At 51.6% G+C, this 15,482-nt stretch carries 14 protein-coding genes; 7 read left to right on the top strand and 7 right to left on the bottom strand.

Features of this window, described 5'->3' with window-relative positions:
- The 3 genes from HRQ87_RS18835 to HRQ87_RS18845 form a co-directional block, all read left to right on the top strand.
- Positions 1–183, top strand: a 183-nt coding sequence (locus HRQ87_RS18835; RefSeq protein WP_217430506.1) for a hypothetical protein, incomplete at its 5' end; no start/stop codon positions are given.
- A gap of 106 nt (positions 184–289) precedes the next feature.
- Positions 290–1,207, top strand: a complete 918-nt coding sequence (locus tag HRQ87_RS18840) for a sulfite exporter TauE/SafE family protein (RefSeq protein ID WP_174139994.1) — start codon at positions 290–292, stop codon at positions 1,205–1,207.
- On the top strand, positions 1,204–1,956 hold the full coding sequence (locus HRQ87_RS18845) for a TIGR02186 family protein (protein WP_174139995.1): 753 nt from the start codon (positions 1,204–1,206) through the stop codon (positions 1,954–1,956). Before HRQ87_RS18840 ends, HRQ87_RS18845 begins: the two co-directional genes overlap by 4 nt.
- Here HRQ87_RS18845 and HRQ87_RS18850 read toward each other — a convergent pair.
- The 4 genes from HRQ87_RS18850 to ccrA form a co-directional block, all read right to left on the bottom strand.
- Complete coding sequence (locus HRQ87_RS18850) at positions 1,953–3,476, bottom strand: ATP-dependent DNA helicase (protein WP_174139996.1); 1,524 nt, start codon at positions 3,474–3,476, stop codon at positions 1,953–1,955. The genes HRQ87_RS18845 and HRQ87_RS18850 overlap by 4 nt on opposite strands.
- Before the next feature lie 39 nt (positions 3,477–3,515).
- On the bottom strand, positions 3,516–4,145 hold the full coding sequence (locus tag HRQ87_RS18855; protein WP_174139997.1) for an acyl-homoserine-lactone synthase: 630 nt from the start codon (positions 4,143–4,145) through the stop codon (positions 3,516–3,518).
- A gap of 161 nt (positions 4,146–4,306) precedes the next feature.
- Positions 4,307–4,507, bottom strand: a complete 201-nt coding sequence (locus HRQ87_RS18860) for a hypothetical protein (protein ID WP_174139998.1) — start codon at positions 4,505–4,507, stop codon at positions 4,307–4,309.
- Positions 4,508–4,688: 181 nt separating this feature from the next.
- Positions 4,689–5,975: a crotonyl-CoA carboxylase/reductase gene (ccrA, locus tag HRQ87_RS18865; protein WP_174139999.1), complete on the bottom strand. Its 1,287-nt coding sequence runs from the start codon at positions 5,973–5,975 to the stop codon at positions 4,689–4,691.
- 285 nt (positions 5,976–6,260) lie between these two features.
- Here ccrA and HRQ87_RS18870 point away from each other — a divergent pair, with 285 nt between their 5' ends.
- The 4 genes from HRQ87_RS18870 to HRQ87_RS18885 all read left to right on the top strand — a co-directional run bounded on the left by HRQ87_RS18870 (position 6,261) and on the right by HRQ87_RS18885 (position 11,602).
- Entirely contained in the window at positions 6,261–8,228 is a 1,968-nt protein-coding gene (locus HRQ87_RS18870; protein WP_174140000.1) for a protein meaA, read from the top strand.
- Between the two features lie 42 nt (positions 8,229–8,270).
- Positions 8,271–9,143: a class I SAM-dependent methyltransferase gene (locus HRQ87_RS18875; RefSeq protein WP_174140001.1), complete on the top strand. Its 873-nt coding sequence runs from the start codon at positions 8,271–8,273 to the stop codon at positions 9,141–9,143.
- 107 nt (positions 9,144–9,250) lie between these two features.
- Positions 9,251–10,750 (top strand): SulP family inorganic anion transporter, encoded by a 1,500-nt coding sequence (locus tag HRQ87_RS18880; RefSeq protein WP_174140018.1) that lies wholly within the window; start codon positions 9,251–9,253, stop codon positions 10,748–10,750.
- Between the two features lie 6 nt (positions 10,751–10,756).
- Entirely contained in the window at positions 10,757–11,602 is an 846-nt protein-coding gene (locus tag HRQ87_RS18885; RefSeq protein WP_174140002.1) for a universal stress protein, read from the top strand.
- Here HRQ87_RS18885 and HRQ87_RS18890 read toward each other — a convergent pair.
- From HRQ87_RS18890 to HRQ87_RS18900, 3 genes are read right to left on the bottom strand one after another with little or no spacing between them, the layout of a single operon-like run.
- Positions 11,585–13,699 (bottom strand): N,N-dimethylformamidase beta subunit family domain-containing protein, encoded by a 2,115-nt coding sequence (locus HRQ87_RS18890; protein WP_174140003.1) that lies wholly within the window; start codon positions 13,697–13,699, stop codon positions 11,585–11,587. The genes HRQ87_RS18885 and HRQ87_RS18890 overlap by 18 nt on opposite strands.
- Positions 13,700–14,995 (bottom strand): TRAP transporter large permease subunit, encoded by a 1,296-nt coding sequence (locus HRQ87_RS18895; protein WP_174140004.1) that lies wholly within the window; start codon positions 14,993–14,995, stop codon positions 13,700–13,702. It abuts the gene before it with no gap.
- On the bottom strand, positions 14,992–15,474 hold the full coding sequence (locus HRQ87_RS18900; protein ID WP_174140005.1) for a TRAP transporter small permease subunit: 483 nt from the start codon (positions 15,472–15,474) through the stop codon (positions 14,992–14,994). The genes HRQ87_RS18895 and HRQ87_RS18900 overlap by 4 nt, the downstream gene beginning before the upstream one ends.
- Between the last annotated feature and the right edge of the window lie 8 nt (positions 15,475–15,482).

Here is a 15,482-nt window from a genome sequence, read left to right on the forward strand (position 1 = left end):
ATGACGATGACGATGACGATGACGATGACGATGACGATGACGATGACGATGACGATGACGATGACGATGACGATGACTGATCGTCAAAAGCATACAAAAACAAAACTCTTTTTTACTTCAGCACCGGCTTATGCCGGTGTTTTTTACCTTATGACCCATTTCGCAAAACATCATGCCAAATAGGTCTGATACCGGCGTAAATTCGCAATAGTTCCGATTTGTCGCATCTGAGGGGCTACCCGTGACCTGCGACATTTTGTAAGGCGAAAGGGATTGTGAGATTCTGCATATGCAAATTTATCTTCCTATCGCCGAAGTCTCGGTGAATGCATTTCTTCTTTTGGGACTGGGTGGACTGGTCGGAATTCTGTCAGGCATGTTTGGTGTTGGCGGCGGCTTTCTTATGACGCCCCTTTTGTTCTTTATCGGAATTCCGCCTGCCGTTGCAGTTGCAACCGAAGCTAACCAAATCGTTGCATCGTCCTTTTCTGGTGTTCTGGCACATCTGAAACGCAAAACCGTCGATCTCAGGATGGGGACTGTTCTGCTTGTTGGTGGTCTGATTGGGGCGGCACTTGGGGTTGTTTTGTTCAACTATCTAAAAAGCCAGGGCCAGGTCGATCTGCTTGTAAAGCTTTGCTATGTTGTGTTTTTAGGCATTATCGGCGCCTTGATGTTTGTTGAATCGCTGAATGCGATCCGTCGGTCAAAACGTACTGGCTCAGCGCCGAAGCGGCGCAAGCATAACTGGGTTCATTCGCTGCCCTTCAAGATGAAGTTTCGCGTTTCAGGGCTTTATATTTCGATTATACCACCAGTATTGGTTGGTATATGTGTGGGCGTATTGGCCGCAATTATGGGTGTTGGCGGCGGATTTATCATGGTGCCTGCGATGATTTATTTGCTGGGAATGCCAACCAAAGTAGTGGTCGGCACATCGCTGTTTCAGATTATTTTCGTGACAGGTTTCACGACGCTTTTGCATGCCACAACGAACTATACGGTCGATATGGCATTGGCCGTTTTACTGTTGGTGGGTGGCGTTGTTGGTGCACAGATCGGCACCCGCATCGGCACCCGGCTAAAGGCCGAACAGCTGCGTATTCTATTAGCAATTATGGTTTTGGCCGTCTGCGGCAAACTGGCTTTCGATCTGCTTGTCCAACCAGCAGAGCTTTATTCAATTGGCGAAACGGGGCATTCATGATCCGGTTTGTTTTCGCCATTTTATTTTTTGCCCTGCCTGCCACAGCACAGGATGTCGTTGCGGGCCTTTCGCAAAAGCGAGTCGCAATCACAGCCAGCTTTGACGGATCAGAAATTCTGATTTTCGGGGCGGTCAAACGTGAAGCGCCCATCGATGACGATCAAGTCGAGGTTATTATCACAGTGGCTGGTCCGTCAGAACCTGTCACAGTCCGCCGAAAATCACGCCGTCTTGGTATATGGATCAACACAAGTGCTGTCGAAGTCGACGCGGCCCCCAGCTTTTATTCCATAGCAACTACCGGACCGCTAAACGAAATTTTGACCCACACCTCTGACTTTCGTCACAAGATCTCCATTCCGTCGGCAATCAGATCCGTTGGCGCACCGCAATCCATTTCAGATGCATCACGCTTTACCGACGCATTGATCAGGATCCGCAAAGCAAATAGTTTATATCAGTTGAACGAAAGCACTGTTGAAATCGCCGATCAGACTTTGTTTCAGACCAACATCGCGCTGCCTGCCAATCTTGTGGAGGGCAGCTATGAAACGCGCATTTTTCTGACCCGGAATGGTAAGGTGATCAGCACATATACGACCGCAATTGATGTTCAAAAAGTCGGGCTTGAACGCTGGATTTATAATCTAGCCCATGAACGGCCTTTGATTTATGGCTTTTTGTCATTGTTTATAGCTATTTCTGCGGGCTGGCTAGCGTCGGCCGCGTTTCGTGCGTTTCGCGGCTAGATCTCTGACACCATTTCAAGAGGTACAGATTTTGCCCGCAAATCATCCACACGCAGTGTATCACTTGGCTTGGCTAATCGATTTCGCACAACCCAAAATAGCCGCTTTTCGGCACGGGTGATCGCGACATAAGCCAAGCGCTTCCACAAAGGTACACCCGCTTCACTACGACCAGTTCGTGCCGCCGCATAAAGATCAGGCGCAAAAACCTGAACATTTTCCCATTGTGACCCTTGGGCTTTATGAATGGTAACGGCAGCCCCATGCAGAAATGTTGCGCCCATTCGGGCGGCAAACGGAATGAATGGTTCTTCTTCGTCCGGCATTTCGATTTTAACAATGGACGCCGCACTAACCTGTGGATCTTCGGCCCCCATCACATGCAACCGTGAAAACCCCGGTTTGCGCCCAGCGCCCAGATAGATCACCTGCGCCCCTTTGATTAGGCCCCGCGCTTCAAGATCCAGACGTTTTTTACGGTGTTTCAGGGGCAGTTCAATCCCATCACAAATCAGCGGTTCGCCTTCCAGCAATGCGTGATCAGGCGCGCCATATGCACCACGAAAAGCCTGTATCAACCTGATCCGCGTCACATTCCGCCATACCAGAACCGGGGATCGCGCCATTAGGTCCGCCTCAACCCGCTGCGCCCAGACCACGCGATCATCTTTTTGCGCGGCCTTTTCGATCATCCGTTCAAACTGTTCAAACTGCAGCGTTTCATCCGCCAAGGCATGAGCAAGATCCAGAATGGGACTATCCATTTCCTGCCGGTGCACACGGCTTAACGACAACTTGCGTGATGGCTTCAAATCGTCAAAGACCATACTGCCCGATTGGTTTACCGGAGCTAACTGCGCCGGATCACCAAATAACAGCAATGTTGGAAAGATCTCTGTCAGATCTTCGAACTGCTTTTTGTCCAGCATCGAACTTTCATCCACAAATCCGATATCCAGCGGTTCTTCGCGGCGTTTCCAACCGGTAATGAAATCAGACCCACGCAATCCCGCCGCTGCCAAGGCACCAGGGATCGACTTGTTGTTTTGATAGAATGCAAACGCACGATCCAGCGCCGTATCGCTTAGCCCCTCAACCTCGGGGCGGTCACCATTACCGGCCAGCCATTCTGCTATTTTTTCATACTCTGGATCATAAACCGGGGTATATAAAATGCGGTGGATCGTCGTTGCAGGTACACCGCGATTGCGCAGAACGCTGGCGGCTTTGTTTGTTGGCGCAAGAATAGCAAGGGTTCTGCGATCCTTGCGTTTCCGGCCCTCATAATCACCCGAAACCACATCGACACCGGAGTCTTGCAATGCTTTGTAAAGTTCGGCCAGCAATAGGGTTTTGCCCGATCCTGCCTTTCCAACAATCGCCATGACACTGGACTTATCGGTTGCCATTGGCGTCAAAGCGCTGTCATTCAGATTAATACCTGAACTGCGCAACATCTCTGTCACGCGATCAAAGGCTTCAGCCTGATCTTCTGAAAACTGAATTGCAGAACCTGTCATGGCGCGACCCTAACTTGCCGGGTCGCGCAGTGCCAGTGGTCATCCTGTGGCAGATGCCGGATTTTCAGAGCCAATAGATTGATCAACCCAGCTGCTGATCAGTGCACTTGGTACGCCGATTTTATCGCAAAGCTTGTCACGGATTTCTAGGCTGAATGGCCAAATGCCAACGCTGATTTTGTCGCGACCTTTACCCTGGCTGCCCAAAACCTGGGGCTGCCATCCAAGGCGGCGATATATAACTTCCATCCGTGCATCAAAAACACCGACAGTATAATCCAGATCATAGCGTAATCCCATTTGTGCACCGCCCAAGACCAGCATTGCTGCTGTCTTCGCATCTGCATCACGGGATAAACAAAACCTGGTGCATTCCCAGATTTTAGCGTCCTTAATTTCTTTATCGATAATATGATTGAAATGTTCGTTCAGCATGGTGCGCCCGGTTGTCGGCAAAGCCCGCATGGACCCGCCATGTTTGCCATCAGGTTTTTGCCAGATAACATAAAGCGGGTTCAGATAATCATACTGATCACGCTCGGCTCCGTCGCGACCAACCTTTACATCCCATCCAAGCCGATCGCGAAATTGGCACGCGCGATCCTGAAACATTGAAGTACGCAATTTAGGAAAACTGGTAAGGTCTTTACCATATATAAATCGTAACATTTTGGGCCTCTGTTGGTCATGTTTTGGCCCAATTCCTACATCTGTTAAGGTTAATAGATATTTACCAAGCTTGTTAAAATGTGGATTTTTTTTGCGTTTCTTTGACGACACAGTATTACCGACTTAAACCAGTTATCATTCCAGCGATATAAAGGCAGTCTTCAAATGATTTTACTGTGTGTCTCAGATCGGATATGATCATTTGCAGGCGTTGACCTCGCGGCCCTTTCTTCCAATGTCGCAATTTCAGCCGAAGCCAAAAAACTGGCTTCTTCCAGATGTTCGGCCAGTGCCATCAAGCCGTTTTCTTGCGCGTAAGCACGCAAATCAAACAGCACGTCTAATATCCATTTGTTTTTCATGAATGCACTTTCATTCGCAGTGGTTAATGAAGGACTAACACAACTTAAAAGTGCATTATGATCCAAATGTTCTCGCTGAACATACATTCACAAATAGCCAGGACGTTAAGACCAGGTTAAAAAAACGGCGGTCATAATGGACCGCCGTAAAAAAAGCTCACTTTCAGGTAAATAATTGGCTTTATTTGGCTGCCTCTAAAGTATCCTCCAAGGTCCTAAGACCCGTCGTTGGCGCTTGAACCAGAACAGCCATATTGCCCGGTTTGTGTTCGTTGCGTAGCATTTTGATATGTGCATCAGGCGTTTCGCTCCACGGGAACACTTCGGACATGCACGGATCAAGCCTGCGTTCGATCATCAATTTATTTGCTGATGCCGCTTGTTTCAAATGCGCAAAATGACTGCCTTGGATACGTTTCTGATGCATCCAGACATAACGCGCATCCATGGTCAGGTTGAACCCTGTCGTTCCGGCACAAATCACCACCATACCGCCCTTTTTGCACACAAAGGTGGACACTGGGAATGTCGCTTCGCCGGGGTGTTCAAAAACCATGTCGACGTTTACGCCCTTGCCCGTGATGTCCCAGATCGCTTTTCCGAATTTGCGCACCTCGCCGAACCATTCCTTGTATTCAGGCGTGTTCACCGTGGGCAACTGGCCCCAGCAATTAAAATCCTTGCGATTGATCACACCCTTAGCACCCAGGCCCATGACAAAATCACGTTTATCTTCTTCGCTGATCACACCGATGGCGTTCGCCCCCGCCGTAGCCGCCAGTTGGATCGCATAGGATCCAAGTCCGCCAGAGGCCCCCCAAACCAACACATTCTGACCTGGCTTCAATTCGTGGGGATGATGGCCAAATAACATACGGTAAGCTGTGGCCAAAGTCAGCGTGTAACACGCACTTTCTTCCCAGCTCAGGTGCTTGGGCCGCGGCATAAGCTGCTGCGCCTGCACATTCGTGAACTGCGCAAAAGATCCATCAGGTGTCTCATATCCCCAAATCCGTTGACTGGGGGAATACATCGGATCACCACCATTGCATTCGGCGTCGTCACCATCGTCCTGATTACAATGAATGACGACTTCATCACCGACTTTCCAGTTTTTCACACGGTCCCCAACCGCCCAGATGATGCCGGATGCATCAGACCCCGCGATATGGAAATCGGCGTTGTGCACATCAAACGGGCTGATCGGTATACCAAGACCCGCCCAGACGCCATTATAATTCACACCGGCGGCCATCACCAAAACCAGCACTTCGTGACTGTCCAGCTTGGGCACATCGACGACTTCTATCTGAAAGCTTTTATCCGGTTCGCCATGCCGTTCACGACGGATAGCCCACGCGTACATTTGCTTTGGTACATATCCCATCGGTGGCATTTCACCAATTTCATACAAATCCTTTTCAGGTGCGTCATAGGTGACGGTGCTCGTGTTACGGTCCAAGGCCATCCATGCCTCCTTTGGTTTGGCGCAAGCATTACGTGCTGCAATGCAGAATCGCGATTGTTCTAACCACCATCAAATAAAGTTCATATGGTAATATTGCAATTATTTTAGATTATAAATTGTAACTTTATAACCCTACCAATTTCATTTTGACGCAATGTCGCCTATAATTTCGTCAAAACAGCTTTAATTTCCGCCGCGTCGCAGCGAATTGACAGAGGCATAATATTTCGAATAATTATTACTATAGGAAATAATGTTACCGATCCATACGTCACGAGGTTCGACATGTCGCAACAGCAAAAAGATCGCCCCTGGCTTTTCCGCACATATGCGGGGCATTCAACGGCCGAAGCCTCAAATGCGCTGTATCGCGGGAACCTGGCCAAGGGACAGACGGGCTTGTCAGTGGCTTTCGATCTACCAACACAGACTGGATATGACAGCGATCATGAACTGTCGCGCGGCGAGGTTGGTAAGGTGGGCGTGCCGGTGGCACATCTGGGCGATATGCAGACGCTGTTCAATGATATCCCGCTGGAACAGATGAATACCTCGATGACGATCAACGCCACCGCACCGTGGCTGCTGGCGCTTTATATCGCGGTGGCCGAAGAACAGGGCGCGGATGTCAGTCAGCTGCAAGGCACAGTACAAAACGATATCATCAAAGAATATCTGTCGCGTGGCACGTATATCTGCCCGCCGAAACCATCAATGCGAATGATCACCGATGTGGCCGCCTTTACCCGCGAACACCTACCGAAATGGAACCCGATGAACGTCTGTTCCTATCATCTGCAAGAAGCGGGCGCGACGCCGGAACAAGAACTGGCCTTTGCGCTAGCCACGGCAACGGCTGTGCTGGACGATCTGAAAGAAAAGGTCCCGGCCGAGCATTTCCCGGCAATGGTTGGCCGCATCAGTTTCTTCGTGAACGCAGGCATTCGTTTCGTGACCGAGATGTGTAAGATGCGTGCTTTCGTAGATCTGTGGGATGAGATTTGCCGTGAACGATATGGCGTCGAAGATCCCAAGTTTCGCCGTTTCCGCTACGGTGTGCAGGTCAACAGCCTTGGATTGACTGAACAACAGCCTGAAAACAATGTCTATCGCATCCTGATTGAAATGCTGGCGGTGACGCTGTCGAAAAAGGCCCGCGCGCGGGCTGTGCAGTTGCCTGCCTGGAACGAAGCACTTGGCCTGCCGCGCCCCTGGGACCAGCAATGGTCGCTGCGGATGCAACAGATCATGGCGTTTGAGACGGATTTGCTGGAATACGACGACCTGTTCGATGGCAACCCCGCGGTCGATCGCAAGGTCGAAGAACTGAAAGAGGGCGCGCGGGCCGAACTGGCCCAGATCGACGCCATGGGCGGTGCGGTCGAGGCGATTGAATATATGAAATCGCGGCTGGTTGAATCGAACGCCGAACGGATCACGGGCATTGAAGGCGGCGATACTACGGTTGTGGGCGTGAACCGCTATACCGAGGCCGAAGAAAGCCCCCTGACCGCCGGGGACGAGGCGATCATGGTCGCCGACAAAGATGCCGAGGAAGATCAGGTCGCGCGCTTGAATGCTTGGCGCGAGGCCCGCGACGCGCAGGCCGTCAAAGCCGCACTGGACGATGTGCGAGAGGCCGCGCGGACCGGCGCAAACATTATGCTGCCGTCGATCAAAGCCGCCAAGGCAGGTGCGACAACGGGCGAATGGGGCGACGTCGTGCGCAGCGCCTTCGGCCAGTATCGCGGGCCGACTGGCGTATCGAAGAACCCCTCGAACCGGACCGAGGGTCTTGAGGAAATCCGCGAACAGGTGAATGCGGTATCAGACAAACTGGGCCGTCGCCTGAAGTTTCTGGTGGGCAAACCCGGTCTTGACGGCCATTCAAACGGTGCCGAACAGATCGCTGCCCGTGCGCGCGATTGCGGGATGGACATCAGTTATGAAGGCATCCGCCTGACACCCGAGGAAATCGTGACCGCGGCGCGGGAGGAAGACGTGCACGTGGTGGGGCTGTCGATTCTGTCGGGGTCGCACATTCCGCTGATCGGCGAATTGATGGACCGGATGCGCGCGGAAAATCTTGGGCATATCCCCGTGGTTGTCGGCGGTATTATTCCGGATGAGGACGCCAAAAAGCTAATGGCGATGGGCGTGGCCAAGGTCTATACGCCCAAGGATTTTGAACTGAACCGGATCATGTTCGATATCGTTGGTTTGGTGGATGCCGCGCCGATTGCAGCTGAATAAATATCTTTTCATCGCAGTGGCTTCGCGGTACTGCCTTGCCCCATGGCAAAACAGAAACTTGATACGCAGGCGATTGGTCTGGATGCGGGCTTGGCCTTTACCAAATGGCTGACAGGTGCGGAAAATCTGCATTATGGGCTTTGGACCGGGCTTGAGGTCACGGCAGGCAATCTGCGCGCGGCTCAGGACGCCTATACCGATAAGCTATTCAAATTATTGCCTGACACGCCTGTCCGCATTCTGGATATCGGTGGTGGTGCCGGCGAAACCGCAAAGAAACTTCTGGCCTTGGGCCACAGCGTGGACATTGTCGTACCATCACCTTTTCTGGCAGCGCGCTGTCGGGAAAATGCGCCGGATGCCACCGTATATGAACATAAGTTCGAAGATTTCCAGACCGATCAGCGCTTTGATCTGTGTTTGTTTTCTGAGTCCTATCAATACATTCCGCTCGATCAAGGTCTGACAAAATGTCTTGAGCTGCTGACGCCCGAGGGCCATATTATAATCTCTGATTGTTTCCGAACCCAAGAATATTCTGTCGATAAATCGCAAGCCAAGGTTGGTGGCGGCCACCGTGAATGGCGCTTTCGCGAGATGTTAGAAACAGCACCTGTTGGCGTCATATCAGAGGAAGATATCACCGAAGCCGTCGCCCCATCCGTCGATCTGGAACAGGCGTTATTCAATGTTTTCGGCTATGCGCTGACCCGCGTGGATCAAGAACTTAGCGCAAAGCGGCCCAAAATTCGCTGGATGATCAACCGCGTCATCCGACTGATGATCAACGACCGTAAACGCGCGCGGCTGGATCAGCGGCTGAATCAGAAAACACGCACCGCTGAGAATTTTATCAAATATAACCGATACGTGATGATGAAACTGCGGCCCACAAGCGACGCTGATCAATCCTGATGGCCTTCTTTGCATCGTACGGACAGATTTTTGGTGGTTATCTGGCTCGAACCTGTTAGGACGCGCACGCAACCCCTACAGACGAGGCCCCTGTGCTTGCTTATTACATCACCAATTTCCGCCAAGACTGGTTTGGAAATATTCGTAACGATTTGTTAGCAGGCCTTGTTGTTGCCCTTGCGCTAATCCCCGAAGCAATTGCCTTTTCTATCATTGCGGGTGTGGATCCCAAAGTTGGGCTTTACGCATCGTTTTCAATCGCGGTGATCACGTCGATCTTCGGCGGCAGACCTGGCATGATTTCTGCGGCAACGGCTGCAACGGCTGTACTTATGAAGCCTTTGGTTGATGAATATGGCGCGATATTGGGCCTGCAGTACATTCTTGCAGCAACAGTTTTGGCGGGCATCCTGCAGATCATCGCGGGCTTGTTGAAGTTGGACAAGGTGATGCGCTTTGTGTCGAGATCCGTGATGACAGGCTTTGTAAACGCCCTGGCGATCCTTATTTTCATAGCACAATTGCCTGAACTGGATCTGCGCGACGAAGCCGTCACTTGGCTGACCTTTGTGCTGGTCGGTGCAGGGTTGGCAATTATCTACCTGCTTCCCTATCTGACCAAAGCCGTCCCGTCCCCGTTAATCACAATTGTCGTGCTAACCGGCCTATCGATGTATTTCGGGTTTGAAGTCCGTCAGGTCGAAGATATGGGCGATCTGCCCAGCACCTTGCCTTTCTTCCTGTTGCCCGACATCCCGCTGACCTTTGAGACGTTGCAAATTATCTTTCCTGTCGCCGCCGCAATTGCCATCGTGGGGCTTTTGGAAAGTCTGATGACAGCCAGTTTGATTGATGATCTGACAGATACGGAAAGCGATAAAAAACTCGAATGTGTGGGCCAGGGTCTGGCCAATACAGCCACCGGCTTTATTGGCGGCATGGCCGGTTGTGCGATGATCGGGCAATCCATGATCAACGTAAAATCGGGCGGACGCGGTCGTCTGTCGTGCTTTGTGGCAGGTGTTTTCCTATTGTTCCTGATCATCGTCCTTGGGGATTGGGTCAAGCAAATCCCAATGCCAGCACTTGTTGCAATCATGATTATGGTCTCAATCGGAACGTTCAGCTGGTCATCCCTGAAAGACATGTTCGAACACCCCGGATCATCCACAGTCGTCATGCTGGCGACAGTCGCAGTCACTGTTTATACTCACAATCTGGCCTATGGCGTTTTGACTGGTGTCCTGCTGTCAGGCATCTTTTTCGCAGGTAAAATCGCACAGATTTTCCGTGTCACCTCGACCCTGTCGGCTGATGGCCGCAAGCGGACTTATGTTGTCGAAGGACAGGTCTTTTTCGCCTCGGCCGAGGCATTTACAGCGTCGTTCGACTTTCACGAATCCCTGGAAGAGGTCGTGATAGACGTATCGCGCGCGCATATCTGGGATATCTCGTCAGTTGCGGCCTTTGATATGGTCGTGTTGAAGTTCCGGCGCGATGGGTCCAAGGTCGAAGTCATCGGAATGAACGAAGCAAGCGAAACCATTGTCGATAAACTTGGCGTGGCAGATAAACCCGGCGCACTTGATGATCTGATAGGACACTAGAGAACCATGAGCAAAATCGTAGCGTTCGTTGACGGGTCAATTTATTCCCAAAGTGTATGTGATCATGCGGCATGGGCGGCCAAACGAATGTCTGCGGATGTAGATGTGATCCATGTGCTAGGCCGTCGCGAGGCTGGCCCACAGGATCTTTCGGGCAATATCGGACTGGGTGCGCGCACCAAGCTGATTGAAGATCTGGCAAAACTTGATGAAGAACGTGCCATCCTGGCGCAAAAACGCGGTCGCGCGATCTTAGAAGATGCCGAAGAAATTATCTCAAAACAAGGGATCACTGTCACCACGAAACTGCGCAACGGTGACTTGCTGGAAGAACTGCAGGGCCTGACCCATGATGCCAATCTGGCAATCATCGGCAAACGGGGCGAGGCGGCAGATTTCGCCCAGATGCATCTTGGTTCAAACCTTGAACGTGTTGTGCGGGCCTGCACGATCCCTATTATGGTAACCAGTCGCGCGTTCAGACCCATCGACAAATTCCTGATCGCATTTGATGGTGGAACCTCTGCTTTGAAGGCTGTGGATCATGTCGTACGATCTGAAATTTTCAGAGATTTACAGGCTCAGATCATAACGGTTGGTGACGACACACCCGAAACCAAGCGCAAGATTGAAGGGGCAGCCGCCCTTTTGAAAGGGGCGGGTTTCGCGGCCAGTACGAAGATCGTGAACGGACAACCTGACACGGTGATTGCAGAACGGATAAAGGACGGCGACGCCGATATGCTAGTTATGGGCGCTTATGGCCACTCGCGTATTCGCAGCCTGATCATTGGATCGACGACCACCCAGATGATCCGATCCTGCCAGGTGCCGTTACTTTTGTTCCGGTAATCTTTCGTCCGTCTTATTTAAAACCCCAGATACCACATTTTCCAAAAGTCTGGATACCGGATTATCATATCCGTTCCATGGTAGACTGCCGCAAAAGGTGATGGACCCGACCGAGAATATTTTACCGCCCCCCGGCATATCGGTATAGATCATATCAGCATGCAAAGCATCAGCCATGGGACCGCCAGACAGGTTTGTCAAATGGGTCAGCTGCTCTTCTGGAACCAGCATAAAGCCGTCGCTTTGACCTGAATAGCTGGCCAACACCACTGTACCTTCGGGCGTGCCAAGGCTGGGGTCAACGCGGTCCAATTCAAACCCCGCAGCCCCATTTCCGCTGAAGCCAAAATCACCAATAACATCGCCTTTGATGCCTTCAAAAATCCAGTCATATTTTGTATCAAAATTCTTACGCGTATAGGGCGCACCATGAAATTCGCCCTGTGCGGTAAAGCCGACACCCACAAGCTTTTGCGGGGGCCGCCCATTGCGCCGCCACAGCCCGCCATATGCCCCATCAAAAGCGTTATAATATTCACCCGGCTCAGCGGCCCAAGCGCGAATACCATCTTCGGCACGGCGAATTTCCAGCATGTCGGGGGCTTCAGTGTGCTTGGCCACGCGCCAGTAAAAGCCATTGCCACCCAGATACACCAACGCCCCGCCCCCATCCCGATAGCTTTGCAATGCTGTTAACGTTTCACTGGTGTGATACTCAGGATGCGTCATCGTCATCACAGCGCGATAGCCGTCAACGGCCGCGACACCATCGATATGCAGCTCTTCGTCCGTGATGATGTCATAGGCGATCTTTTTGTGATGCAACCAGCTGATCAAATGGCTATCGGCTTGAAAATGACGCAAACCTGAACAGCTGGTATTCCCGAATGTTACATAGCCAGGGCGCATGTTGAACAAGGGCCTGCGATGCGACGCATGGCAAATCCCCGATCCGTCTGAGTGATAATTATAGGTCGACAACCCATAGTGCGGATACTCTGCAGGGTTATAGGGATAGGCATTCCAGTCAAGATTACGGTCCTGCCAAGACGGCTGATAATCTGGCCGCGCATGATTGCCATAGACTTTATAGGTGAACGTCGGAACCACGATGCACAAATCGGCGCGGCGTTGCCCTAAGGGCGAACAAACATAGAATGGGATCGCATCGCTGCCCTGATCATTATCGATCCGCATCAGATAGACACCAGATGGCATATCGTTCGGGACGGTGAATTTAAAATCTGTCTCCCATCCGAAATCATAGATATCGTCATCATGAAAATGGATGGCCCCGTAATGGGCGGGTTTGTGACGCCAGCACATCTCGCTACCGTCCCAATAGGCACCCGTCATGGCACGGGTGGGGAAATTAATCAGGCTTAGTGCAGGGCCAGGCGTACCATGGATGTGTGTCGTCGTCGTATCATTAGCGAAATCCCAAGCGACGAAAACCGCCTCGTCCACAGTGATCTTAGGGGCCTCAACCTTACCATTGAAATGGTCTTTGCGCGACTGAGATGCGGCAATTGTCAATATACCTGCCTTTATATCTCCGCTGATCGGCCCGGATATCGTTTGCGTGTTAGTGGCATGAATATCTGTGACAATTAGCGTTTGATCGTCGCCGGGCCTGATGTCAGCCTGCACGTTATACCACCGGCGTGGTTTCAGCGGATGATCAGACACAATAACATGGTCATGATATCGCATCGATATCCGGCCACCCGATTGTAGATCAATCGATACATCAGGCAGCGACAGGATCGTCTGCACCTTGTCGTTGATCAACGTAGGATAGATACGCAGGCTGATCCTGATATGAAAACCTTCGGTCAGATCCAGTGGTGTCGCACAAATGGCATAAGACCCTGCCGCAAATGGCTGATTGCGACCTGTCACAGATTGCGGCGCAAACCATTGGCTGGCGTCTGTTTCGATGATCCCCGGACCTGCCGGATTGGGATCGGCACTGATCGACCGAACCAACCGCGCCTCAAAACCTGCATCCCCTTGCGATGATACTTTGAAGCCGACGGCACCACCCGGTCTGACTGACATCACATCAGAATAACCCAAAAGGGGGGGGTTATCCATCTAAGGTGTCCTTTCGCCGTAAACCAGATCAGGCAAAAACGTCACCCAATCCGCATAAAAAACAAGGATCAGGATCATTGCAACATAGGGTAAAAGCAGTGGCAGCACGCCTACCGATATCTCCTCGATTGTAACTTTGCTGATGCGGGCCGCCACAAACAGATTGACCCCGATGGGTGGTGTTAGAAACCCGATTTCGCACGTCATCACTGTGAAAATACCAAAAACCACCGGATCAACACCAATGCTGGTCACAAGCGGGAAAAAGACCGCCGTAAAGATGATGATCTGCGGAATGCTTTCCAGCCACATACCGACAATGATATAAAAAATCCCGATCAACAGCATTACCAGCCATGGATGTTCAAGGATGCCCTGAAACAGGGTCAGAATGGACTCTGGGATATCATAAATCGTGACCAACTGCCCGAAGGCTTTGGTTGACCCCAGAATGAACAGAACCGTGCCAATCACGATTGCAGTGAATTTGAATGCGTAAAACAGCTTGGCCCAGGTCAACCCGCGATAGATGAAAAGTCCCACGAAAAGACCGTATGCTACAGCGACGGCGGCGGCTTCGGACGGGGTGAAAATACCGGTATAAATACCGCCCAGAATGATCACCGGGGCCATTAGCGCCCATTTGCCTTCCCAAACAGCGTCGCCCAGAGGTCGCCATCTGAACCGTTCGCCCGTACCACCATAGCCATTGCGCAGCGATACAAAAAATACCACACCCATCAGCATGAAACCCAGAACAATACCCGGCACGATGCCCGCTAGAAACAATCGCGGGATCGATACATCCGTAACCAACGCAAAGATCACCAACAGGTTCGACGGCGGGATCATACTGCCCAAGGCACCCGCCGACGCAGCGATAGCACCCGCAAACCGCGGTTTATAGTCTTCGTTTTTCATCGCAGGGATTGTGATCGATCCGATGGCCGCCGTGGTCGCAGGCCCCGACCCGGACAAAGCCGCAAAGAACATGCAAGCCACGACCGTGACCAGACCAAGGCCACCCTTATAAGCCCCCACCAACTGATGCGCGATCTTGACCAGACGTTCCGACATCCCGCCCTGTTCCATCAACTGGCCAGCCAAAATAAACAGCGGGATCGTGACCAGTGGAAACGGTTCAAACGCTGTCCAGGCGCTTTGCGCCATCAACGTCATGGGTATATCTGCGATGATCAGCCCAGCCACAGTCGCAATGCCCGCCGCAAATGGGATCGGCACGCCAATCGCAAGCGAAAAGACAAAAACACCCACCATGGCCATTGGGCCGTTCACAGCGGAAGTCCTTTCCAGTTGTCACCATACCAACGCCAGTAAACCTGCAAAATACGAAACAGCATTAATATAAACGCCATTGGGATAAACATCTGAATCCACCGCTGTTCAATACCAAGGCCCGGTGTCTGATAGGTCACGTTGAACAAAAGCTGGGTATATGTCAGCGTTTGTATGATCATGAAAATCACAAACGCCAGCCACAGAAAGTCCGCCAATAAGATTGAGGCCACCTGAAACGGACGCGGCAACGCTTTGACCAGCAAGGTGATGCGAATATGCGCTCGGTCACGCACCGCCATCGTTGCCCCCAGATAGACCGCGAAAATCATCCCATAAACTGCGATTTCCTCGGTCCAGACCACGGGCAACAAAAAGAATTCGCGCAGGACGATCCGCAGTAAAACGCTGATTACGACGGCGGCCAGACAAATCGTGCAGATCACCTCTTCGAAGTATTGATCAAGTTTTGACAACACCGCTTTGG

The sequence above is a fragment of the Parasulfitobacter algicola genome, from assembly GCF_013315265.1.
Taxonomy (GTDB): Bacteria; Pseudomonadota; Alphaproteobacteria; order Rhodobacterales; family Rhodobacteraceae; genus Parasulfitobacter; species Parasulfitobacter algicola.